At 49.2% G+C, this 23,601-nt stretch carries 22 protein-coding genes, 1 tRNA gene and 3 pseudogenes; 10 read left to right on the forward strand and 16 right to left on the reverse strand.

All coding sequences use genetic code 11. From position 1 onward, the window contains the following. Positions 1-28: 28 nt before the first annotated feature. The 3 genes from FJU30_RS17885 to ansP all read left to right on the forward strand — a co-directional run bounded on the left by FJU30_RS17885 (position 29) and on the right by ansP (position 2,890). On the forward strand, positions 29-580 hold the full coding sequence (locus FJU30_RS17885) for a DUF2628 domain-containing protein (RefSeq protein ID WP_223881629.1): 552 nt from the start codon (positions 29-31) through the stop codon (positions 578-580). Between the two features lie 88 nt (positions 581-668). Next, positions 669-1,109, forward strand: coding sequence for a DUF4198 domain-containing protein (locus FJU30_RS17890; protein ID WP_150436343.1), 441 nt, complete (start codon positions 669-671; stop codon positions 1,107-1,109). Positions 1,110-1,417: 308 nt separating this feature from the next. Continuing rightward, on the forward strand, positions 1,418-2,890 hold the full coding sequence (gene ansP, locus FJU30_RS17895; RefSeq protein ID WP_150436344.1) for an L-asparagine permease: 1,473 nt from the start codon (positions 1,418-1,420) through the stop codon (positions 2,888-2,890). Between the two features lie 56 nt (positions 2,891-2,946). Here the strand turns inward: ansP and FJU30_RS17900 are convergent, their stop codons facing one another. Next, on the reverse strand, positions 2,947-5,106 hold the full coding sequence (locus FJU30_RS17900) for an ornithine decarboxylase (RefSeq protein WP_150436345.1): 2,160 nt from the start codon (positions 5,104-5,106) through the stop codon (positions 2,947-2,949). A 599-nt stretch (positions 5,107-5,705) separates the two neighbouring features. Here FJU30_RS17900 and FJU30_RS17905 point away from each other — a divergent pair. Next, a tRNA-Phe gene (locus FJU30_RS17905) sits at positions 5,706-5,781 on the forward strand. A gap of 161 nt (positions 5,782-5,942) precedes the next feature. Beyond that, positions 5,943-7,214 (forward strand): tyrosine-type recombinase/integrase, encoded by a 1,272-nt coding sequence (locus FJU30_RS17910; protein ID WP_150436346.1) that lies wholly within the window; start codon positions 5,943-5,945, stop codon positions 7,212-7,214. Positions 7,215-7,665: 451 nt separating this feature from the next. Here the strand turns inward: FJU30_RS17910 and FJU30_RS17915 are convergent, their stop codons facing one another. Next, positions 7,666-8,535 (reverse strand): integrase domain-containing protein, encoded by an 870-nt coding sequence (locus tag FJU30_RS17915; RefSeq protein WP_150436347.1) that lies wholly within the window; start codon positions 8,533-8,535, stop codon positions 7,666-7,668. Between the two features lie 638 nt (positions 8,536-9,173). On the opposite strand from FJU30_RS17915, the gene FJU30_RS27475 reads away from it, so the two are divergent. Then, a complete protein-coding gene (locus tag FJU30_RS27475; RefSeq protein ID WP_263406735.1) occupies positions 9,174-9,296 on the forward strand; it encodes a hypothetical protein in 123 nt (40 codons plus the stop codon). Positions 9,297-9,343: 47 nt separating this feature from the next. Here FJU30_RS27475 and FJU30_RS17925 read toward each other — a convergent pair whose 3' ends face one another. From FJU30_RS17925 to FJU30_RS17940, 4 genes are all read right to left on the reverse strand, one after another. Beyond that, entirely contained in the window at positions 9,344-9,676 is a 333-nt protein-coding gene (locus FJU30_RS17925) for a type II toxin-antitoxin system PemK/MazF family toxin (RefSeq protein WP_137712517.1), read from the reverse strand. Beyond that, positions 9,677-9,934, reverse strand: coding sequence for an AbrB/MazE/SpoVT family DNA-binding domain-containing protein (locus FJU30_RS17930; RefSeq protein WP_121588677.1), 258 nt, complete (start codon positions 9,932-9,934; stop codon positions 9,677-9,679). 599 nt (positions 9,935-10,533) lie between these two features. Continuing rightward, on the reverse strand, positions 10,534-10,848 hold the full coding sequence (locus tag FJU30_RS17935) for a helix-turn-helix domain-containing protein (protein ID WP_121588641.1): 315 nt from the start codon (positions 10,846-10,848) through the stop codon (positions 10,534-10,536). Between the two features lie 186 nt (positions 10,849-11,034). Beyond that, a complete protein-coding gene (locus FJU30_RS17940; RefSeq protein ID WP_150436348.1) occupies positions 11,035-11,349 on the reverse strand; it encodes a helix-turn-helix domain-containing protein in 315 nt (104 codons plus the stop codon). Positions 11,350-11,497: 148 nt separating this feature from the next. Between FJU30_RS17940 and FJU30_RS17945 the strand changes: the two genes are divergently transcribed. Together FJU30_RS17945 and FJU30_RS17955 are read left to right on the forward strand one after the other, a co-directional pair. Beyond that, positions 11,498-11,779 (forward strand): helix-turn-helix domain-containing protein, encoded by a 282-nt coding sequence (locus tag FJU30_RS17945; protein WP_150436349.1) that lies wholly within the window; start codon positions 11,498-11,500, stop codon positions 11,777-11,779. A 423-nt stretch (positions 11,780-12,202) separates the two neighbouring features. After that, positions 12,203-13,255, forward strand: coding sequence for a DNA cytosine methyltransferase (locus FJU30_RS17955; protein WP_150436350.1), 1,053 nt, complete (start codon positions 12,203-12,205; stop codon positions 13,253-13,255). On the opposite strand, the gene FJU30_RS17960 is transcribed toward FJU30_RS17955, so the two are convergent. From FJU30_RS17960 to FJU30_RS17975, 4 genes and pseudogenes are all read right to left on the reverse strand, one after another. Then, on the reverse strand, positions 13,221-13,919 hold the full coding sequence (locus FJU30_RS17960; RefSeq protein ID WP_150436351.1) for an MAE_28990/MAE_18760 family HEPN-like nuclease: 699 nt from the start codon (positions 13,917-13,919) through the stop codon (positions 13,221-13,223). The genes FJU30_RS17955 and FJU30_RS17960 overlap by 35 nt on opposite strands. Before the next feature lies 1 nt (position 13,920). After that, entirely contained in the window at positions 13,921-15,075 is a 1,155-nt protein-coding gene (locus FJU30_RS17965; RefSeq protein WP_150436352.1) for a DUF262 domain-containing protein, read from the reverse strand. An 83-nt stretch (positions 15,076-15,158) separates the two neighbouring features. Further along, a pseudogene (locus tag FJU30_RS27265) lies at positions 15,159-15,575 on the reverse strand (GNAT family N-acetyltransferase). After that, the gene (locus tag FJU30_RS17975) at positions 15,572-15,865 is read right to left on the reverse strand and encodes a type II toxin-antitoxin system TacA family antitoxin (protein ID WP_150436353.1); all 294 of its coding nucleotides are present in this window, start codon (positions 15,863-15,865) and stop codon (positions 15,572-15,574) included. The pseudogene FJU30_RS27265 and the gene FJU30_RS17975 overlap by 4 nt, the downstream one beginning before the upstream one ends. Positions 15,866-16,283: 418 nt before the next feature. Here FJU30_RS17975 and FJU30_RS17980 point away from each other — a divergent pair, with 418 nt between their 5' ends. Continuing rightward, the gene (locus tag FJU30_RS17980; RefSeq protein ID WP_150436354.1) at positions 16,284-17,543 is read left to right on the forward strand and encodes a tyrosine-type recombinase/integrase; all 1,260 of its coding nucleotides are present in this window, start codon (positions 16,284-16,286) and stop codon (positions 17,541-17,543) included. A gap of 296 nt (positions 17,544-17,839) precedes the next feature. Here FJU30_RS17980 and FJU30_RS17985 read toward each other — a convergent pair whose 3' ends face one another. The 6 genes and pseudogenes from FJU30_RS17985 to FJU30_RS18010 all read right to left on the reverse strand — a co-directional run bounded on the left by FJU30_RS17985 (position 17,840) and on the right by FJU30_RS18010 (position 22,915). Next, positions 17,840-18,271: a phage integrase N-terminal domain-containing protein gene (locus FJU30_RS17985; protein ID WP_223881630.1), complete on the reverse strand. Its 432-nt coding sequence runs from the start codon at positions 18,269-18,271 to the stop codon at positions 17,840-17,842. Next, positions 18,189-18,426, reverse strand: a pseudogene (locus tag FJU30_RS27270) (DNA helicase); the annotation flags it as partial. The pseudogene FJU30_RS27270 and the gene FJU30_RS17985, both read right to left, overlap by 83 nt. A 417-nt stretch (positions 18,427-18,843) precedes the next feature. Continuing rightward, entirely contained in the window at positions 18,844-19,710 is an 867-nt protein-coding gene (locus FJU30_RS17995; protein ID WP_223881631.1) for an SDR family NAD(P)-dependent oxidoreductase, read from the reverse strand. A gap of 21 nt (positions 19,711-19,731) precedes the next feature. After that, positions 19,732-20,616, reverse strand: coding sequence for a LysR substrate-binding domain-containing protein (locus FJU30_RS18000; protein WP_150436355.1), 885 nt, complete (start codon positions 20,614-20,616; stop codon positions 19,732-19,734). A 190-nt stretch (positions 20,617-20,806) separates the two neighbouring features. Then, a complete protein-coding gene (locus FJU30_RS18005) occupies positions 20,807-21,511 on the reverse strand; it encodes a dienelactone hydrolase family protein (RefSeq protein WP_150436356.1) in 705 nt (234 codons plus the stop codon). 249 nt (positions 21,512-21,760) lie between these two features. Then, the gene (locus FJU30_RS18010; RefSeq protein ID WP_150436357.1) at positions 21,761-22,915 is read right to left on the reverse strand and encodes an MFS transporter; all 1,155 of its coding nucleotides are present in this window, start codon (positions 22,913-22,915) and stop codon (positions 21,761-21,763) included. Between the two features lie 393 nt (positions 22,916-23,308). Here FJU30_RS18010 and FJU30_RS18015 point away from each other — a divergent pair. Continuing rightward, positions 23,309-23,560 (forward strand): annotated as a pseudogene (locus tag FJU30_RS18015) (aldo/keto reductase); the annotation flags it as partial. Positions 23,561-23,601 lie beyond the last annotated feature (41 nt).

Raw genomic sequence — 23,601 nt, forward strand, 5'->3', positions numbered from 1 at the left:
ATATGGCTTCCCTGCGGACAACCCGTTTTTGGCGCGAAATGGCGGGCATAGACTCGCCTATCGTTACACCGCCGGGCTGTCTGCGACGAAAGCCACGCCCGCTTTGCTGGCAGGGCCGGGAACAGCTGAGACAAGGCTTATGTACGCTGACAGAGAACTGAAATACCCGCGAAAATGGCAAACCCGCTTTGTCTTTTTTGACAGACACGGCGCGCCCAACACCAAAGCGTACCGGGCGGCGTTAAAACAAGAAACGTTCTTACGCCGCATCCTTATCAGGATCAACTTCATTGCGTTTTTCTTCGGCTTTATCTATTTTTTCCTCATCGGGTTATGGCGCAAGGCCCTGTCTATGCTGGCTTTGAGCTATGCCATCAACCGAATTACCGAGCTGCTTATAACAAAAGCGCTAATGTGGCATCTTATTACCCTGGGCGGCGCTTTTCTGTTGAATATCGCCATCAGCCTTGTCTATATGCTGCTCTATATGGTGCTATGGGGATTACTCGCCAATTACGCCTGGTATCTGAAAGAAGTCAAAAACAGCACCAGCTGGAATCCGTTTGAAGGATTTCTGTAGCGGCGAAGGGATACGCGCTGCCCGGCGTATCGGTAAATTAACCATCCGCGGTGGCTGGATCAGACCGGGCGCAGGACGAGGACTCATAATGAAAACGGTGCTGACCGCCATAGGCTGTTCACTGTTGCTATCCGGCTGCCTGCCGATACCGCATGTCAACCAGATCGCGCCCGAGGTCACCGGCGTGGTGCTCAGGAACGGACAGCCCGCGCCGGGCGTGGTGATTTACTGGCATACCCGCTATGCTCCCACCGAAACGGCGTGCGCCGCATCGCCGGTGTCGGTTACTACAGATGCACAGGGACGTTTTCAACTTGAGGGCGAGCGGGAACTGTTCCTGTTCAGCGCAATGGGCGATCCCCTGATGAGCTGGACGATTTGTTTGCAGGACGCAGGCACAATGTACACCGGATGGCGTTCGTTTCACCTCGGCTACGCGGAAAAACAAGTCCATATGGTATGCGATCTGGCGACGCCCCTGCGGCCGGAGCAAAAAGACAGGGGTCTGTGCGATATCGACAGGCTGTAATCTCCGTCGGCCTGACGCGCGATCATGACGTCATAGCGAAACGCGCGATTTCCCACGCCATTTTGTCCCCTTCCAGGCATAAAATGAAAGCCGCCAACCGGCCGAAAAGACACGCATCTTTTGCTACCGTTGCCAATAAAAGGTAGCATCTCTGACTTTGTTAACCCTATGCAACCCACGTCTATCCAGGGAAAAGAATAAAAACGACCTGTTTAGACCCGGGGTTATCGTAGTAACCAGTCATTCATCAGTGGATGAAAACGACAGGGATACAAAGAAATAGCGACGGACAGGAAGACAGAAAAGTAATGATTCATTCTAAAAAAACTGATAACGGTCATAACGAAAACCAGCGCAGTTGGCTGGACTCTCATGAAAAGGGTTATCATAAAGGCTTAGGCAACCGCCACGTGCAAATGATCGCGATTGGCGGCGCCATTGGTACAGGGCTGTTTCTCGGCGCGGGCGCTCGCCTGCAAATTGCGGGGCCGGCGCTGGCGCTGGTCTATCTGATCTGCGGCATATTCTCTTTTCTTATTCTGCGCGCAATGGGCGAACTTATCGTTCATCGCCCGACCAGCGGCAGTTTTGTTTCTTATGCGCGGGAATTTTTGGGGGAAAAGGCCTCCTACGTGGCGGGCTGGATGTATTTTCTCAACTGGGCGATGACCGGCATTGTCGATATCACCGCGGTCGCGCTTTACATGCACTACTGGGGCGCTTTCGCCGACGTGCCGCAGTGGGCATTCGCGCTTGGCGCCCTGTCGCTCGTCACGTTGATGAATCTGATCGGGGTAAAATGGTTTGCCGAAATGGAGTTCTGGTTCGCCCTGATTAAGGTGGCGGCCATCTCGCTGTTTCTCATTGTCGGAACGATATACCTCGGCACAGGCGCGCCGCTGGACGGTAACCCGACGGGCTTCCACCTGATCACCGACAACGGCGGACTGTTTCCGCACGGCCTCCTGCCGGCGCTGGTGCTGATCCAGGGGGTAATCTTCGCCTTCGCCGGCGTTGAAATGCTCGGCATCACCGCCGGCGAGTGCAAGAACCCGGAAAAAATCCTGCCGAAAGCCGTTAATAGCGTGATCTGGCGTATCGGCCTGTTTTACGTCGGTTCGATCATTCTGTTGGTGTGCCTGCTGCCGTGGAATGCCTACCAGGCCGGACAAAGTCCCTTTGTCACCTTCTTTAGTAAACTCGGCGTGCCGTACATCGACAGCATAATCAACATCGTGGTGCTGTCCGCCGCGCTTTCCAGCCTTAACTCCGGCCTGTACTGCACCGGGCGTATCCTTCGCTCTCTCTCGCAGGGCGGTTCCGCGCCGCTCTTTCTGTCGAAGATGAGCCGCCAGTCGGTGCCCTACGCCGGCATTCTGGTGACGGTGAGCATTCATATTATCGGCGTATTTCTGAATTACATCGTGCCGGCGCAGGTGTTTGAGATTGTACTGAACATCGCCTCGCTGGGCATTCTCTCCTCCTGGGGATTTATCATCGTGTGCCAGATGAAGCTGCGTATAGCGATCCGCCAGGGCAAAGCCAAACCGGTGTCATTCAAAATGCCGGGCGCGCCCGTTACCTCCTGGCTGACGCTGGCCTTTCTGCTGGGCGTGCTGGTGCTGATGGCGTTCGATTACCCGAACGGCAGCTGGACCATCGCCAGTATTCCATTACTGGCCATTATGCTGACGCTGGGCTGGAAAGGTCTGAAAAAACAGAAACAGCAGGCCGACCGGAACCGTGTCGCTCAGGGAGAAAACGCGACCGCCAATCGCTGAGACCGCAGTTAAGTACGACGATTCAGGCCCGCTGACGGGCCTGAACATTCTACCGATTACTGGCAGATGACGTAGCCGTACAGCCGGCGCGAGCCATCCTCCTCCGCCACGCTGTAGACGCCCTGCAGTTCCGGCGAAAAACCCGGCAACAGATTAATACCCTGCTCCAGCGCCAGAAAATACTGCTGCACCGCCCCGCCCCAAATCTCGCCCGGCACCACGCACAGCACGCCAGGCGGATACGGCAGAGCGCCCTCGGCCGCAATACGGCTGGCTACCCCGGCAATCGGCACCAGTTCGACATTACCGCGCACAAACTCGCGATTCGCCTCCTGCGGATTCATCGCCATCGCCGGCATATCGGCCTTGCGAAACATCGCTTTCTGCAGCTGTTTCACATTGTGACTGGCGTAAAAATCATGCATTTCCTGACACAGCTGGCGCAGCGTGTAGCCCTGATAGCGCTGGCGATACTTGTGATATAGCGTCGGCAGCACTTCGCTCAGCGGCATATCCCGATCAATATACTGCTCGAAGCGGGCGATCGCATCGACCAATTCCTGCATTTTCTGGCGGTCCTCCGCCGGCGTCAGCAGGAACAGAATTGAGTTCAAATCGCATTTTTCCGGAATGATGCCGTGCTCGCGCAGATAGTTGGCAAGAATGGTGGCCGGAATGCCGAAGCGGGTATATTCGCCGCTGACCGCATCGATTCCCGGCGTGGTCAGCAACAGCTTGCACGGATCGATGAAATACTGATCCGGCGCGTAACCGGAAAACGCGTGCCACTTCTCCTGCGGATCGAAATTAAAGAAGCGCACATCGCTGGCTATGGTTTGCGTATCGTAGTCCTGCCAGCGCCGACCGTCGACCACCGGCGGAACAAACGGCTGGATCATCGAGCAGGTGGCGAAGAGCTGTTTACGCGTATCGATGCCCAGCCTCACGCACTCCTGCCACAGCCGACGTCCGCTGGCGCCTTCGTGCATTTTCGCGTTAACGTCAAGCGCGGCGAACAACGGGTAAAACGGACTGGTCGACGCATGCAGCATAAAAGCGTTGTTCAAATGCTTATGATTGCAAAAACGCTTCTGCCCTTTGATATGGTTATCTTTTTTATGGATCTGCGAACTCTGGGAAAATCCCGCCTGTTGTTTATGCACCGATTGGGTGACAAAGATACCGGGATCGTTTTCGTTCAGGTCCAGCAGCAACGGCGAACACTGCTCCATCATCGGAATAAACTGCTCGTAACCGACCCAGGCCGAATCGAACAGGATGTAATCGCACAGATGGCCGATGCTATCCACCACCTGACGCGCGTTATAAATAGTGCCGTCATAGGTGCCGAGCTGAATCACCGCCAGCCGGAACGGACGGGCGTCATGCTCGCGCGTCGGCGCCACCTCTTTCACCAACTGACGCAGATAGCCTTCATCGAAACAGTGCGCATCAATGCCGCCGATAAAGCCAAATGGGTTGCGTACGGTTTCCAGATACACCGGCGTCGCGCCGGCCTGAATCAATGCGCCGTGATGGTTGGATTTATGGTTATTGCGATCGAACAGCACCAGATCGCCCGGCGTCAGCAGGGCATTAGTGACCACCTTGTTGGCCGCCGAGGTGCCGTTCAGCACAAAATAGGTCTTATCGGCATGGAACACCCGGGCGGCATATTTCTGCGCCGCTTTGGCTGCGCCTTCATGGATCAACAAATCGCCCAGTTTGACATCCGCATTGCAGATATCGGATCGGAAAATATTCTCGCCGTAAAACTCAAAGAACTGCCGGCCGGCCGGGTGCTTACGGAAAAACTGCCCGCCTTGATGCCCGGGACAGGCGAACGTGGTATTGCCCATGCCGACATATTTCGTCAGCGTGGCGAAAAACGGCGGCAGAAGCTGCTGCTGCCAGGCTTCGGCGGCACGTTCCAGCACGCTGGCGTGATCGTCTTCCTCCGCCAGCGACAGCCAGCGACTGCCCGGCGGCAATATCTCCGCTTCCGCATCAGGATATTCCGCATTGTGCACCACGAACGTCGGCAGATTAAACCCGGTATGATGCAGGACAGACAATATGCCGCTGCGGGCCTCATCGGCAGAAACCACCACCGCCGCGACATCGGTGAAATCAGTCTGATTTAACGCCACTACGGTACGCGTGGTATCCAGACGAGAGGCAACGGAAGCATTAGCCGCAATCTTTAATTGTTTCATGTAACCAAACCCAAACGGTTAAGGATGAGCGGACGTGTCAGTAAGACACCGCGCAGGAATATCGCACTGCTGCAATACGTGACGCCAGAGAGCGGACAAACCAATCGCCCCCACAACAACCAGGAGGGAAAGACGGCAATAGATCGGAAAACCGCATCATCCGCAAGGCATCAGTAAAAGCAGAACCGTGCTCTATTCTTACGCATGCCTGACAGGAAGCGTCAGACCGCCTCACCGCATGGTGAGAGCCGGCAACGGGGAGAATTGAGGGGCGAAAAAACAGCGATACGGCATCATCAGCACACAGGTGCGCAGACAATGCACCCCTTGCAATGAATCTGACATACCGGCAACCCTCTTAACAGCCAATAGAAGTGGACAGGACGTTAAAAAACCGCGCAATAGTGGCACTATTTTTCATCAAATTCAAGCTAACATCCCCCAACCGACCGTCCGCGCCACAGACCGCCCGTCGCCGCGGCCACAGCATCCGTATCGCGCGCCGCAAGAACAAAATGCCTGAAAATAGAGCAGCCGCGCTGATTTATAGTATAAAGCCGTTGACGGAAAGCGGCCAATACGGTTTAATGCGCCCCGTTGCCCGGATAGCTCAGTCGGTAGAGCAGAGGATTGAAAATCCTCGTGTCCTTGGTTCGATTCCGAGTCCGGGCACCACCTTTCCTTTTTTATGTCTCCTTATCAATTCCTATGTGTATGTAATTCAATAAGTTGGCGTAAAAATCTTTCCCGATGCGTTTTGGTTTATCCCTTCGTATCCGGAAAATTTGGGGTCAGATTGCGGGTCGTTCAGTTCGATGAACGAAGGAGACCCTCACATGGCCCTGAATGACAGCAAAATCCGCGCAGCCAAATCCCGCGCAAAATCCTATAAACTCACCGACTCGCAAGGTCTGTACCTCACGGTATCCGCCAGCGGCGCTAAGTTATGGTATTTCCGCTATCGCTTCGGCGGTAAGGAAAACCGTCTGGCCTTTGGCCGCTATCCTCAGATTACGTTGGCGGAAGCCCGCGAAAAGCGCGACGCGGCGCGTAAGCTGCTGGCGTCCGGCCTCTGCCCTTCCTTGATCCGCAAAACGGATAATACCGCCGTTGATGAATCCCGCACCTTTCAGTACATCGCCACCGCATGGCACACCAGTTGCCTTAAGCTCTGGTCGGACGCTCACGCCGATAAGATCCTCACCTGCCTGAAACGCTACGTTTTCCCCGCGATCGGTGCGATGGATATCGCTCTGATTGAGACCCGGCATCTGGCACAGTTGGTTAAAACCATCGACGATAAAGGCGTGCATGACGTCGCCGGACGGGTACGCCAGCATCTGACCAAAATCATGCGTCACGCGGTACAGCAGGGCGTGATTAAATATAATCCGGCTTACGATCTGGATGGCGTCGTGACCCCGGTAGTGACCCAACATCACCCCGCCCTGCCGCTGAAACGCCTGCCTGAACTGCTGGAGAAGGTAGATAGCTACAAAGGCCGGATACTGACCTGTCTGGCGCTGGAATTAAGCCTGCATGTTTTCCTGCGCTCCAGTGAGCTACGTTTTGCCCGCTGGGATGAATTCAACCTGAAAGCGCATATCTGGAGTGTGCCCGCCCAGCGCGAAGCCGTAAACGGCGTGCGGTTCTCAGAACGCGGTGCCAAGATGAAGGATGAACATCTGGTTCCGCTGTCACGGCAGGCGGTCACCCTGCTGAAACAGATTCAGGCAATTTCCGGTGAGTCGGTCTTCGTTTTTCCGGGCGCACATACCCTGAACAAGCCGATGAGTGAGAACACCATCAATAAGGCGCTGCGCGTAATTGGCTATGACACCAAAACCGAAATCTGCGGCCACGGCTTCAGAACCATGGCCTGTAGCGCCCTGAACGAGTCCGGACGCTGGTCAAAGGATGCCATCGAGCGGCAGATGAGCCACAAAGAACGCAACGGCGTGCGGGCGGCTTATGTGCATAAAGCCGAGCATCTGGAAGCCAGAATCGAAATGATGCAGTGGTGGTCGGATTATCTGGACGTCAGCCGCGAAGGATATGTCGCGCCGTATATTTATGCGCGACAGCATAAAGCCTCTGGTACAGCCTAACGGTTAATTCTCTGACAAAAGCAGATCCTGATGCGAGGGATCTGCTTCTTTGCTTTCTAAAAGGTTTTACCTTCTTATTTTTAACGATCAATCGGGAAACGCCTAAAATTATTCCGGCAGAATATTTTTAGGTCGTTACCTATCAATAAGGGTAATTTTTGAGGTATAGCTTATCGTCATTGCGACGATAAAAAATCTGCACCATAGGATGGTTGTCGGCCAACATGACACTGCGCCAGAACCCGATATTCCGACTAACTGCACCAGTTTTCTGTTGGCAGGAAGTCGCAGCTCTGCACCAAAGCATTGTCGAACGAACATCGAACTGCGCCAGTTACTGCCTTTTCAGCCCTTTGGCCCTTTCCGGTTTGGCGCTGTTACCCTTAGCTTTCCTTTACCCTTTCGGCCTTTTCCCTTTCGACTGCACCAGATACAGGAATTATCCATCGTTTCAACGCCCATAGACCTGCGCTACATAGCGTCCGCGCCCGTCGCCGTGGCCCAAATCCATCGCCGTCAGCGCCAGCGCCTCTTTTTCACTGAATCCCTGTGCCAGGTAATGGCGAATGGCATCCTGCGCCCAAGCGTAACGCAATGAATGCGGAGAATATGCGCCGGTCAAGCCGATACGCGAAGCCTGACCGTGCCAATACTTCATCGCACTTTTCAGGTCGGGTTTATCAATCAGCCTGCCATTGCGTTGTTCCGCCACAGCCAACGCATTTTCCAGCACTTTTCTGACTGCGCCAGCATCCAGAATTATTGTCTCGCGAGGCCGCCCGCCTTTAGTGCCAAACACCACGGTCAGCCGGGACTCGCCACGCTCCAGCGCCTGTTTCCACGTTCTGAGTGATTGCGCACACTGCACCGCTTCCTGTGAACGCAGGCTCATCAACCTTGAAAGTTCCAGCGCCGCCGCCATCCCGGCGTCTTTTGCGCGAGCGATTTCCAGCACCTGCCGATAATACTCCGCCGTAATCGCCCGCCGGGTGCCGTTGCGGGATGCGCCGGATAAGCCGAGAGATTTATTGGACAGCCGTTCACTGGTGGCCAATCGATCACGCCCTGCTTGCTTTAGCAGACAGCGGAGCGCTGCCATTTCGTTTTGCAGGCTACGTTTCGTTATGCCCTGTTCCAACCGTTCACGAACGTAACTCTCAATATGCCGCGCTTTCAGTTGCTCCACCCGCCGGATCTGCACATTTTGCGCCAGTAAGCGCTCACAAAATCGCTGCGCCAGCGCCATACGGTCATGAACGGTTTTATGACTGCCACCCGCCTGCCGCGCCAGCGTTTTCATTTCCTGCTCCAGAAGACTCATTTTTACATGTCCCCTTTTCATGATTGCCGCAAAATCCAAAACAGATACAACCTTCCCCGGCGCATAGGCCGATAGCCCCTGATTTTTTGTCGGGTCTGCGAACGATACCTGAGCGCCGGGGCGGCAGCCGTTGAGGTGTTGCGGGGCTTCGGTGGTGCTCTCTGAGCAGCCGCCCGCTGGCGCGGGTAATCCCCCGGATCGTCCTGATCCCCCTCCGGTATCGGTTCAAGTTCTCCTGTGAGTGAAAGTGGGTGAAATCACGGTGTCAGAATCCCGCCGTGCGTTGGCGCAGTTGAATTGTCTGGTGCAGTGAAAGGGCGTTGGTGCGTCACTTTCCCGCTCGGCGCGGTTAAAGTGACGCACTGGACTGGCGCAGTGATTAAAAATTGGAATTCTGGTGCAGGATTGCGGTCACTCGGCAGCAAAGCCGCTGTCTTGGCAGGTTGCAGTTCATAAAGGTTAGAGGCGCTGATAATCAGCAGGTCCGGAAATATCCGGCAGCGTTAAGCAGTGGCAATAAATTGTCGTGTGTAACGTATGACCCCGACCGCGATGCGGTTCGGCAGTTTTCAGGGGCATTGCCGTATCCGGCGACCAGCCTGCATGTCAGGCCGCTTCTTGCAGGTCATGAAGCGTAGGTGTTGTCCGAAGACAACCTGTTTCATGGCAGAGCCTATATCGTCGCCACGATTGCTGAAAGTAAAAACTATCTTGAGGAAGAAAAGGTTATTCGCTGCCGGGACATCATTCCGCCCAAATAAGCAAGGGCGCTGTTGCAGCGCCCCCGTATAGTTAACATAAAACGCCATCAGCTAAGGATTGTTCCCAGTCGGGCCAGTACCTCGTTTACGATACTGTCAGGGATACGCTCCAGCCTTCTGCCGTTTCTGGCTGCCATATCAATAGTTCTGGGCTGGTCGCAGCGAACAACACCTGTCGTTTTCGTTCCCGCGCCATCCAGTGAAACGGCAAAACCAGCCGTTCGGGCAAAGTTTCCACCACTGGTGACAGGAACAACCACAGGCAACCGGGTGATCTTGTTAAACGGCGCCGGTGAAACGATAAGCACCGGGCGTTTTCCGCTTTGCTCATGCCCGGCAGTGGGATCAAGTGACACGAGCCAGATTTCCCCTCTGTCCATTTACAGGATCTCCTTCCCTGTGGCAGGCGCGTCAATCCATTCCCGCTCTTCATCACTTATTTCGGCATGTGGATCGCACTGCGCCAATAGTTCGGCAAGCGAATAGTGAGGCCGTTTTTGAGGCTCAATAATCAGGCAGCCATTATCAACGGTCACACCGACCTCACTATCCGGCGACAAATCCAGCGTTTTCAGCACGGCGGGAGGCACTGCCAGCATGACGGATCCTCCGACTTTTTTCAGACGAGTGGTATACATTGAACACCTCCAGATATTATATTTTAATATAACATCCATGATTAAGGATGTACAATTATCAATCAGATTCATCATAAACTCCTTAACGCCACGAACAATGAAGCATCAGTGGAATGCACCTGTTGGTTGAAGAGTGGGTTCGAATGCGGGGTTGATTACAAAGTAATGAAGCATGAGGAAGCCTTAATCCATCCAGCGACAGACCCGGCAGTTTTCAAAGGCGGCATTGCCGGTAAAAGGCGACCATCCTGATATATCAGGCGCTTCTTGCAGGTCATGAAGCGCGGGCTGTCCACAGACAATGTGTTGCGGAAGGGAAATTACGCCAACAGTTCGGGCACAGAAACAAAAAACTAAAAATGAGGTGGGGAGAATGTTTGTTGACTAATCCCCTTCCTGTGAGTGAGAAAACATGCAGCAGAAACAAGATGTTGTATGGATTATCAGGATAATCGCAACGGGAAAGCCACATTGCCGCAGGAAAAAGCCCGTTTTTTTGAAAAACGCAACGCTGTATGAATGATTTATATTAAACAGTATCTTGTTGATATTTATACCAAATAATAAAAAACCTCTCTATACCAATATTTTATAAACCGCTATTGCGGAGTAATCAAAAGCGTTGAATTAGGATTGTTTTTCTTATAACGATGGTACTGCAAAATTAACGTCGCCAGGTCATCATCCACAGCATAGAAATAGGCTTCCGGTACGTCCAGCACCGCTGCGAACCGGCAGACCAGACCAAAATCCGGCGAACTGACTTCTCTCTCGTATTGACTCACGCGAGAACTTGCCGTTTCCTCATCCAGTCCAGCGAGGCAACCGAGCTCCGCCTGTTTTAATCCCTTGTTCACTCGGGCTAACCTTAATCGCTTACCAATCACGATGTTACCTGCTTCGCTGACTAACATAAGCCGATTATCGCCGCTCCCTATACTTGCTTCCTGAAGCATTTCTTTTCTGAATAAACTTTAAATTCAATTTGGATTATTTTTCACACCAAAATGGAGAAATAATTTATTAGGAAAAGTAATGATTAAATTAAAGAGAGAAAACGCATAAAGATTGAACGCCGAGAACCAGCTGGGATATCAACCTCACAGAGGTGTGATTAGTAGAGTGGAGTTAGGGTTGGCTTTTCTGAAACGGTGATACTGCAAAATCAATGTGGCAAGATCGTCATCGACGGCATAGAAATAAGCTTCCGGCACGTCCAGCACCGCAGCGAACCGGCAGACCAGACCAAAATCCGGTGAGCTGACTCCTCTCTCGTATTGACTCACACGAGAACTCGCTGTTTCTTCATCCAGACCAGCGAGGCAACCGAGCTCTGCCTGTTTCAATCCCTTGTCCACTCGGGCCAATCTTAATCGCTTACCAATCACAGCGTTATCCACATTACTGATCGACATAGAACGATTATCGCCGCTCTTGATAAGGCCCTCTTGAATGATTTCTTTTCCTAATAAATTTTAACTTTATTTTTGGTTGTTTTTTAATCTAAAATAAAGTTATCATTTACTAGAGGAAGTAAAGTTTAAATCTAAGAGGGGAGGAAGTATGAACATTGAACAACAAGATCAGCGAATGGACTGGCATCCTGCCGACATCATTGCAGCTCTTCGCAAACGTAATACTACGCTGGCAGCCGTATCACGCGCAGCGGGGCTTAGCTCATCAACACTGGCAAATGCGCTTACCCGACCATGGCCGAAAGGTGAACTACTTATCGCAGAAGCGCTGGGGATCCCAGCCAGTGAAATCTGGCCGAATCGTTATTTCGATACGCAAGGGCGATTGATCCCTCGAGAAATTCGGACGAAAAAACAATTAGATGACTAACAATTACTACTGAGTTCAAGTGCCAACAATCAGGGAAAATAGTTCTGATTTGTGATCAGTTCATCCGTACAGCACAACTATCAGTTGGCTCGATATTACTAACGAGCCAACATGATACGTCCCGACTCATGATTTTTTCATTTTCATTGTATGAATCAGAACAGCATAACTATCAGCAACATAGGATCAATCGGCGAAGGGTCCTCCCAATCCGCTGATAAAATGCCTTCGCTGCATCAGACAACGCATGAACCAACATTCCATGAATAACCTATCCCAAGAGGCAGCGACTACCATCGCTATCAGCTAGACGGACTAATGAAACAAGTGTTTTACAAATAAATCGTCACCGAGAAGGTAGGCTAGTATCGATGTTTTAAAAAACTTCATGTATACTCGAACTGATAATTTTTGGAGAGAAACGTGATAATACAAGCAGTTGATTTATTTTGCGGAGCTGGCGGTTTGACCTATGGGTTAAACAACGTAGGTATACGTGTAACTCATGGTATTGATATTGATTCTGCCTGCAAATTCCCTATCGAATATAATAATAAAAACACTACTTTCGTTGAACGATCAATTACAGATATTACAGGAAAAGAAATATCATCCTTCTTCAAGAAGGATACGATAAGGCTTATTGCAGGATGCGCGCCTTGCCAACCATTTTCTAAATATTCAAGCAGCACAAAAAAAGATAAAAATGATCAAAAGTGGGCACTTCTCTCTGAATTCGGTCGCATTGTAAATGATGTAAAACCAGAATTAGTTACTATGGAGAATGTGCCACAACTTCGAGATCATAATGTATTTAAAGAATTTGTAAACACTCTAAAAAATACAGGTTATAATTTATGGTATGATGTTGTAAACTGTTCGGACTATGGCCTTCCCCAAAATAGGCGTCGTCTAATATTGGTTGGCTCACTATTGAGTAATATAGAGCTTATACCTATCACTCATACTAAAGATAGAAGAAACACTGTATATAAAGCTATAGGAAAGCTACCTCCGATAGAGGCTGGAGTAAAAAATGAAAAAGATATTCTTCACAGTTCACCTTCTTTGTCCAAAATAAATATGCAAAGAATAAGATCATCCACTCCTGGGGGTACATGGAAAGATTGGCCGAAAGAATTATTAGCAAAATGCCACCAAAAAAACTCCGGAGCCACTTATATCAGTGTTTATGGCCGTATGGAATGGAATTCAACAAGCCCAACAATAACAACTCAATGCTATGGTTATGGTAATGGCAGATTTGGTCATCCAGAACAAAACCGCGCCATAACTCTACGAGAGGCCGCAATACTCCAGTCATTCCCTAAGAAATATCGTTTTATTGATAAAAAAACCCCATTCTCATTTAGAAAACTGGGAACAATGATTGGAAATGCTGTTCCTGTTACCATTGGTGAAATCATTGGCCGTTCATTTATTAGGCACATTGAGAGTTTAAATATCCCTGATTGATCAGGTAGTCCTCAGTTGCTGTTATTAATAACTTCATGTATTCATTTACATTTTTCACTCTAGCCAAGACATCATTGACAGGGTCCTTGGCCCCTTGTTTTGAAAATTCAGTATTCCCATGAGCAAGATCATTTCTTATGTCCTTTAAAGTATCCAAATCGACACCGTTTCTGCACTCCGGAGCATCCGGAATAGTTATACCATATCTTTTCTTAATATCGCCTATAGTACTTTTAGTTATATTTCCATTAAATTCCTTTCTTACATTAAAAGAGGCGCTAATAACTTTCTTTAATATATCCCCACCAATTTTCATATGTAACCTTTCAATCTTATTACTGTAATCAATAACGATTCTGTTAAGTGTTTTTTTTTGAAGATTAGCTATTAGGTCATGATAACCAACATTATTATCATGCATATGGTCATAAATAGCTTCAATACATCCTCGTGTAACACACTCAACCAAATTGTATGAAAGCATATGCAATGTTGACTTTAATATATCTATTTTTCTTTGAAGAGATAGTACATCTTCCTCAATTGAGGTATCTTCTCTCTTCATTTTAGAGAATGCTATGCCTAGCATCTCAATTAAAGATATAACCTCATCAATATCATGAACTCTTTCATCAAAATCTTCTCTTAAATCAGAAAGTTGCATATCATTCCCCAAGAATCTTATTTTTAACAAAATTGATGCGCTGTTTTAATTGGGAAACATTATTAGCACTATCAGCAGTTACAATCAGCTCAAATTCTTTTTCAAATAACCACTGAGCAACTGGAATAACTGGTTGTTGTAATGATGGATCGGCACGTAAGGCAAGTGCCGTACCAACCGCTAAAGCTTCATATCGAGCACGGGGTGTCGTTTTGCTTGTTAGAGTCTTTTTAAAACCTATAGGGAAATGCTGCCGAACGAATTCAAGCATCCGCTCAAATTCTTCAATGTACTCCTGAGTATTATTTACACTTACAGATTCAGCTTGTTTATTTAAGTACTCATCCAAGAATTCACGAACAAATCCTTTATATTCATCAAGAGCATTTAGATAGGCAAAGAAACGTAATACTAATTCTCTATGATCTCCGCTAGATCTTTTTTTATTAGAAAGAGGAGCTAATTCAGAAAATAATCCATTCTCCGAGCAGGGAATAAGAACATTTCTATAAAAAGGTGATGCTGCAGCATCCGAACCGTGACGAACTTCCATTGCCTCAAGTCGTTTCACACCAGAGTTAATTCTTTCAAAAAGATCCCTTCTATGCTCTTCTTTTACATCGCCCTTCAATTCTACGAGCCTTAGTGATTCTCTTAAAAAACGTCTCTGCCTGCCGCTTGGTAAATCAGAAAATGTAAAACCCTCAAGTTCTTTAATTTCTTTCAGATCACTTAAAAAAAGTTGATCATTACAAAAATAATAAATAGCTCTGATCCTTTGAGAACCATCAATTATTTCCACTCGACCATCAAACTCAGGATCATCATCATTCACATCAGCTATATATAAATAAGGAATAGGGAAGTCTAATAATATGCTTTCAATAAATCTCGAAGCTATTCTCGGCTCCCATTTATAATCTCGTTGATAGTCAGGAATAAACAATTCATTAGATCCATCATCTAAACCATCAGAGTATTTTTGTAGCACTAACTCAATTGACCACTCACGAACATTGTAAACAATATTCTTCTGTGCAGTTCGAATGTCGTTATCAACTTTTTGTACTAAACCTGCTATCTCCGATTTAATTCTTACCTGTTCTGCTGCATCTGAGGTAGTCGATAATTGTTCTTTTAATTCTTTCATGCCCATAGTTTTATAAGACCGTCAATGAAATGGTAGGTATCAAGTTATCAATATCTTTTTCATAATACAATGATGAGTCTTATATTCCATCAATAATAAATACTCTTCACCAAATTCCCCAACGTCACTATCAGCATCATCGGATGCTATCAGTGAAAGCTCAAACCCCACCCGCAGCGCAGCCCAGCATCCGTACTAGCGACCGGCCAACACCCTGACCCTGACCGTGTAATGATGTATCCACCGCCAGACGACCCAGCACAACAACCGGGATCGGGCATATTGCGGCGAAAACGTCCGGGAACGGCATTCGTTGCTACAGCACTGGAGGCCAATGGGTAATACGCCAACACTTTTGAGTCATCACAACTGACGAAAGTTCGTTATGCGCCAGTGACCTGATTTTTCATCGCCCGTTGTTTCAGCCAGTTATCCATAGACTCCACGCCGCAACAGAATGAGGATAGTACATGTTCAGCGTGGAGTGAATCAGGGGCGGATATCATTTTTTCTGTTCCCACGGCGCAGACGTTTGCATGGTTTTGCGCAGCACAGCATTCAGAGCGGGAGCCTGATTCAGACGGGCAAGGAATTCCTGATAGGCTTCAGGATCTGCCATAATGATGCGTTGTTCGATCAACGCTTCTTCTGCGGCTTCGCGGGCAGCTTCCAGCACAAAATCGGTGCGTTTTTTTCCTCTGGCTTTCGCCGCACGATCGATAAGATCGCGCTCTGCGGGTTTGATACGTAAATTTAATGTCGCGCGTTTAGCAGAAACATCTTTTGCTGCCGGCATAATGTCATCCTCCTCCTTTCCCTCTGGAGAGTAATTATACAATTCGCATAAAGATTATCCCATTACGATTTACAGGTGACATAGGGAATCGAACCGAAGGAACGAACCGGACATTTCCTTATCGTATGCACCACATCATTCTGATCTATCTATGAAAACACGGGTCAAGCTACGGGTCTTGACAACAATCGAGGAAAGAATTTATGCTACATTTCAACTTAATAGAAAGCTGAATGATCCCGAGTCCGGGCACCAAAATTTAGTTTCAGGATGTCCTTATGCGTCCGGGAACGTTGAAAAATCAGTAAGTTGATAAGAATCTGGAGTACCAATGGGTACTACCAGATTTTTTGATATCCGTAGTTTTTGGGGGCCTAATTGGGAGCCTGCCGGTTCGATAAACTACGGAGCCCCCACCATGCCTCTGACTGATACCGCCATCCGCAACGCCAGGCCGCTCGATAAACCTTACAAACTCAGCGACGCGCAGGGTCTGTACCTGCTGATTAAACCCAACGGTTCTAAACTCTGGCATCTCAAATACCGCTTCGGCGGCAAAGAGAAAAAGCTGGCGTTTGGCGCTTACCCCACCGTCACGCTGGCAAATGCCCGTAAGCTACGCGAGGAAGCCCGCTTGGTACTCAGCGCAGGTGCCGATCCCGGCGTAAAAAAACAGCAGGACAAGCAGGCGAGAAAAAACGGCAATACCTTTGAAGAGATCGCCCGCAAGTGGGTGGCGGGTAATATCCGTTGGACTGAAGCCCATGCCGCCAAAGCCCAGCGCTCGCTGGAACTGCACGTCTTTCCGCTGATCGGTAAATTCCCCGTTACCGACCTGAAAACGGCCGATCTGCTAATCCCGCTGCGGGTGGCGGAGAGAAAAGGCAATCTGGAAACCGCCGCGCGGATACAGCAGCGTACGACGGCGATCATGCGCTATGCGGTACAAGAGGGACTTATTGCCAGCAACCCTGCCAACGATCTGGCCGGAGCCATTGCGCCGCCGCCAAAAAACCACTACCCCGCCCTGCCGCTGGAAAAACTGCCGGAGATGCTGGAACGGATCGAAGGCTATTCCGGCAGATTACTAACCCGTCTGGCGGTGCAGCTTAACCTGCTGATCTTTATTCGCTCCAGTGAGTTACGTTTTGCCCGCTGGACGGAGATCGATCTGGATGGCGCAATGTGGACTATCCCCGCACAACGTGAACCCATTCCGGGCGTGCGTTATTCAGAGCGCGGCGCGAAGATGAAAACACCGCATCTGGTGCCGCTGTCAACACAGACGGTAACTGTACTGAAGCAGCTAAAACTGCTGTCCGGTAGCAGTGAGTTGCTGTTTCCCGGCGACCACGACCCGCGCAAACCGATGAGCGAAAACACCATCAACAAGGCGCTGCGCACGATGGGCTATGACACGCAGGTGGACGTTTGCGGCCACGGTTTCCGCACCATGGCCTGTAGCGGGTTGATTGAATCAGGCCGATGGTCAAAGGATGCTGTGGAGCGGCAGATGAGCCATCAGGAGCGCAACCACGTCCGCGCCGCGTATATCCACAAGGCGGAGCACCTCGACAAGCGCACGCAGATGATGCAATGGTGGTCAGACTATCTCGACGCCTGTCGGCAGAAATTCATCCCGGCTTACCGTTTTGAGAGACAGACTCAGGTTGCCTAAGCCCGTTACTGATTGACGCCGAAAAGCAGATCTTTGCGTCAGTAGATCTGCTTTTTTATTTGCACCAGCGCAGGGGCCCATATCACTGCACCCGTTCACTGACGCCGGAAAATCGCAGGACTGCACCAGATACCCCGTTGAACAAACATCGAACTGCGCCAGTGTTGGCCTTTTCAGCCCTTTGGCCCTTTCCGGTTTGGCGCTGTTACCCTTAGCATCCTTTACCCTTTAGCCCTTTTTCCTTTTGGCTGACGCAATGATCGAACATTCATCAACGGCTGCACCAGCACGGAAACTCACTCCTCTCCCCGCCGTCCGTAAACCTGCGCCACATAACGCCCGCGCCCGTCGCCGTGGCCTAAATCCATCGCGACCAATGCCAGAGTCTCTTTTTCACTGAATCTCTGCGCCAGGTAATGGCGAATGGCATCCTTCGCCCAGGCGTAGCGCAATGAATGCGGGGAATATGCGCCGGTCAAGCCGAGCGATTTATTGGACAGCCGTTCACTGGCTGCCAACCGATCACGCCCGGCCTGCTTCAGCAGACAGCGGAGCGCCGCCATTTCGTTTTGCAGGCTGCGTTTCGTTATGCCCTGTTCCAACCGTTCACGAACGTAACTCTCAATATGTCGGGCTTTCAGTTGTGTAGTGACGGCCAAAATTGGGCCAGGCCAATTGATGTGATGTTTTGCATTCCACGTTGAACGGGAATTTTTGCCCGGCTTCATCCCTGACCGCCCGCTTATAGGCGAGATAGAGCATCCTGCTTTCAGGGTTGGCCAACGCAAAACGCATCAGGCTGAAAATTTTCTCTGTGCCGGCAAGGCGGTGTCCGGACCAGCCGATGACGGCGGCCTGTTCAGGCCGTATCAGAATAGGACATCAGCAGAACTCCGTAAAATCATGACCGGCGTTATGCTGCGCGGGTCGTTACGACGTTCTCCACAGAAAAACCTTTTCCCGGGAAGAAAAGATTATTTTCCAGGTAAGATTAATCCCGAGACAGGTCCTAACCGAAAACACGAGGGAATGTTCCGTTACGACTCGGGCAGGCCTTGAACAGCTTTGAATGAATAGATTTTATGTTGAACAAATATGAAAATGATTGATGCCCTTAACGTAAAATTATGCGGTCCCGCCGCATGGCAGACGAGCAGATTTAAACTCTGGTCGCAAGGCCACGCGGATGAGGTGTTTATTTGCCTGAAACGCTACATTTTCCTAATATCGCGGAGAACGAAACACGGCATATTTATCAGGACCACCGATGAAAAAGGCGCGCATGTCGCTGTCAGGCAGTTTAGCGCATGCCTCCAGTGGTAAAGCCTCCGTCAACCGTAACCTCCTGCCCGGTCACATAAGCAGCATCTTCGGATAGTAGCCAAGCGACCGTCCCGGCAACATCTTCCGGAGTGCCATTACGTAATAGGAGAGAATGGGCGGCAAGGCTTTTAGATACCTCCTGAGGCAGTGATTCATCTGCCATTGGAGTCAGAATAACACCCGGACTGATGGCATTGACTCGCACCGGGCGCGATCCGACCTCTAAAGCCAAGGTGCGCATCAGCGCTAGCAGTGCAGATTTGGTGGCTGCATAGATACCGGTTCCGGGCATAACACTGCTAGTGGTCCAGGAAGCGTTGATCAGGATCGCGCCCCGTGACATAAAAGGCAGGCAGTATTTGATCGTGAGGAACGTTCCAATCAGGTTCGTGGCTAATGGCGTGGTAAAGTCTTTTATATCTGCTTCTGATAGTGGTTTAAAGTCACCCAACACTCCTGCATTAGCAAAAAGACCGTCAATATTGCCAAACTGCTGATGGGCCTGCGCGAAAACTGCTTTTACCTGTTGTTCATCAGCAATATCACAACTAAGAGCAAGCGCCTGTGTTCCTTTTGCTTGCAGCTCCTCGGCCAAAAGGTTAAGTGGCTTCACTCGTCTGCCGGTCAACACCAGATTCGCACCTTCTGCCGCCAGGCGCAGAGCTGCCGCCCGGCCTATACCAGTTCCGGCTCCAGTGATAAATACAGTTTTTTGATTGAATCGTGAAATGCCCATTTCCTGCTCCGTACAATTATAATTGTAGGAATAGTAAAATAAATGACTCGGGAGATAATCAGGGCGATGCTTTAAAGACAGGAAAGCAGGACTTTCTAATTTTGCCACATAGACGCCCTCCCTCCGCAGTCAAATTTTCCAGTGGTCTAAACCAAAATCGATTACCGCACGCATTTTTGCCGTCGAGAATTTATTCTGTCGGTAAACCATATTGACCGGTTTACTGACCAATTTTTCTTCGGTGAACAAGTGAACCAACGCACCAGAGGTAAAATCTTGTTTAAGCAACACCTCTGGCTGCATGATAATTCCTGCCCCGGAGAGCGCGGCCTGCCGTAGCGCCTCGCCATGATTAATACTGATGTTATCATTCACTGCCACAGAGAAACGAGTATTGCCCCGCTGAAAATACCAGTGACGACGAGTCATTTTCAGCCGGAAACCAAGGCAGTCATGTCCTGAAAGTTCCTCTGGCGACGAGGGACAACCCCGTTCACAGAGATATTCAGGCGATGCGGCTACAGCCATGCGGTACATTCCCAGCGGACGGGCAACCAGTGACGAGTCCCCAAGCACACCAATACGGATAGCGATTTCAACTTCGTCAGTCACTAAATCCATTACCGAGTCAGTGAGGAATAGATCGACATCAACTTTGGGATAGCTCGTCCTGAACTGCCCCAGTGATGGTGCAATCACCCTTGTGCCAAAGGTGATCGGGGCGGTGATACGCAATAGCCCCGTTGCTTCAGTGTTCATACTGGTAATGACGTTTTGAGTTTCATCCATCATGTTCAGTATCTGAGTACAGTGCTGATAAAATAGCTTTCCAGCTTCAGTCAGCCCTGTCTGCCGGGTGGTGCGGTTTAGAAATTTAACATTGAATTGCTTTTCAAGATCACGAATGTAAAGACCAACCATCTGTGGTGTCAGTTGGGAGCGCGCTGCGGCGGCAGTCATGCTACCCTGTTCGACTACATCGACAAAAATTTCCATGCCTTTTAGCAAATCCATGTTACTCCACCCGGTGACTATCAATATGCCTCTACTAAATATCCCGATTCTTCAGTAATTGTAAAATGCTGTCAATCCAAGAGGCCATTGATATTCATCGCTGAAATCAGGCTAATGGCAGGAAAAATATTAACGATTCAGAGCCATTGCCACTCCTTCACCGCCACCGATACACCAGGCAGCAATGTAATTACGACAATAATCTTTCGGCCATGATTTTTAATGCGAGCATGGCTTCTGTATCGGCTTTATCGCTATAACCCATATAGGGATTTCCTGAGGGAATATCATCACGGGTGAAACTGTGTCGTGCGCCGCCCAGGTAATATAACGACCAGTCGGCGTTGGCAATTCTCATCTCATCCATAAAACGGTTAATTGCAGGATTAAGAATAAAAGGGTCTTCCGCCCCATGTAACATTAGGAAGGCAGGTTTTTTCGCTACCCGCAATATCGGTTTTTTGGTGTCAGGCTGACCATGAACAGAAACTACGCCAAGGCAAGGCAATTCCGCACGCCCAAACTCAAAAGACAAAGAACCGCCAAAGCAGAAACCAACAACAAACAGTGGTCCGGATGACTGCCAGTAGCGTTCAAGTTCGCAGTAGTAATTTTTCAGAACTTTCCTTGTTTCCTGTGGGTTATCCAAAGAATGCTTAATCATACGGTCTGCCTGTTCGTAGGACCAAGGTCGATGCTGTATATCGTAAATATCGGTTAGGATCACCTCAGCATCGCATTGCGTGGCATAATTGCTAGCCAACCGATGGGCGGAAGATGTTTCACACCCCTGCCAGTCAGGCAACATCAAAATACGAATTGTTCCACTGCGGTTAAAATGGTAGCCCAGCGCATCCCGATCACCCGGCGAAAAGGTAAATTTATCTTTTTGCATAAACGCTTCAATTTTCCCCGTGAGAAACAACCGTTAATAGATCATCGTATCGTTTGCGCGGCGACGTTATTTCCAGCACCATGACCGAAATACTGAACCCGGCTTCCACACCAATCAATAATATTGTTTCGCCTGTTTTTAATGCCTAATTTCAATAAATCAAAAAAATTTAATCGAAGTTTTTCAGGTTGGTGATAGTTACATATTTCCAGATTTAATGCTCCGATGGATATCCGCCGGAGCATTAAATCAGCCAATAGCTTTCACCGGCGAGCCTGCTTTTACAATATACGCAAATACCAGGCCAAACGCGGTAACTGCCGCCGCGACAATTGGTAACTCCACAACTTTCATGCCATGCTCCAACACATAAGCTCCCAGCCATGCTCCTCCAGCATTTCCCAAATTAAATGCCGCAATATTGAAAGAGGAACCCATCACAGCTGCTTCACTGGTTGCCTGCATTGCCTGTACCTGTAGAGGAGGGATAGAGGAAAACATAACGGCACCGAATACAAAGATCAGGATCACTGTCAAAATTTGAGAACTGGCAAAAATACTCAGTGCCAGCAGCACGACAATTACCGCAGCAAGGGAGATCAACAGCGCCATACGCACACTGTGATCAGTCATGCGGCCACCTAATGGATTGCCAATAACCATGCCCACGCCAAAAATGAACAGTAGCCAGGATACTGCTGCCGCAGGGAAACCGGAGGCCTCAGTCAGAAACGGCCCAAGATAAGTAAGAGCAGTAAAGATACCGCCAAAGCCCAGCACGGTCATCAACAGAGCCTTGATTGCCCGAGGTTGTAGCAAGATAGTGAACTCCCGCGCAATATTTTTGGGAGCTTCGCTTTTTACATTAGGCACAATAGCTACTATCGCCACAGCAGCGATAAGGCCGATAACAGAGCAGGCAATGAATGCACTTCGCCAGCCAAAATACTGCCCGATAATCGATCCGATTGGAGCTCCGAATACGTTAGCCAGCGTTGCACCTAAAAACATAGCGGCAACGGCACTGGCCTGCTTATTTTCTGGAACCAACTGTGTGGCAACCACTGCACCCAATCCAAAGAAGGATGCCTGAGCGAGAGCCGCAACCACGCGCGCAAGCATCAGGAACTGATAACTGGTTGCTAGCGCGCAGGCAGCATTGCCCACAATATAGAGAATCATCAGTACAATTAACGCTCTCTTACGTTTTAATTTGACCATCAACGGAGTCAGAATTGGCGCACCAATGACCACTCCCATGGCATAGGCCGTTACCAACATACCCGATGAAGAAATTGAAATAGAGAGATCATTACTGATATTAAGTAAAAGTCCGACAATAACAAACTCAGTGGTACATATGGCAAACGCGCCTATCGCCAGTGCATACACTGCTAAGGGCATAATTACTTCTCCTAAAATCACAATAAATTGTTAACACCTTGTAACCCATTCTCATGCCTGGAGACAAAAAAATAAATGGAATGATATTTTCTATATTAAAAAGTGTTTTTTTCCAATGACGCCTTTTAGTTTCGTGTATTATCCAGTAATGTAGCAACCAGCCATCGATTAAATTACAGATATTTTTAATGGCATTTACTCATCAAGCGAAATTATTAAAAACAATAATCTTAAAAAAATCCACCACGAACAACACCATTTAAATTGATAGTGTTTCATCTCGCTGCTTCATTCAGCATAATTATCATCACAGCTTATGAATTATCTCCACTACCGGAAAAAACCTTTAATTTATCTGGTGACCTATCTTGTAATTGAAAGGAAACTTATTAGATAAAAATGAGAGATATTGGTAAGAACGGCCCGATAGTCTCTGCAATTGGTCTTGGTTGTATGGGCATGAGCCATGCTTATGGTAATTATGATGACACCCCGTCTTTCAACACGCTGGAAGAGGCCGTTGAGCAAGGAATAAATTTCTTTGATACCGCAGAAGTCTATGGGCCGTACATTAACGAAGAACTGGTTGGACGCGCTCTGCGCCCTGTCCGCAATCAGGTCATCATTGCAACAAAATTTGGTTTTAACATTACTAAATAGCTTATATGGACACCTCCCCGATACAA

It is taken from the genome of Affinibrenneria salicis, from assembly GCF_008710095.1.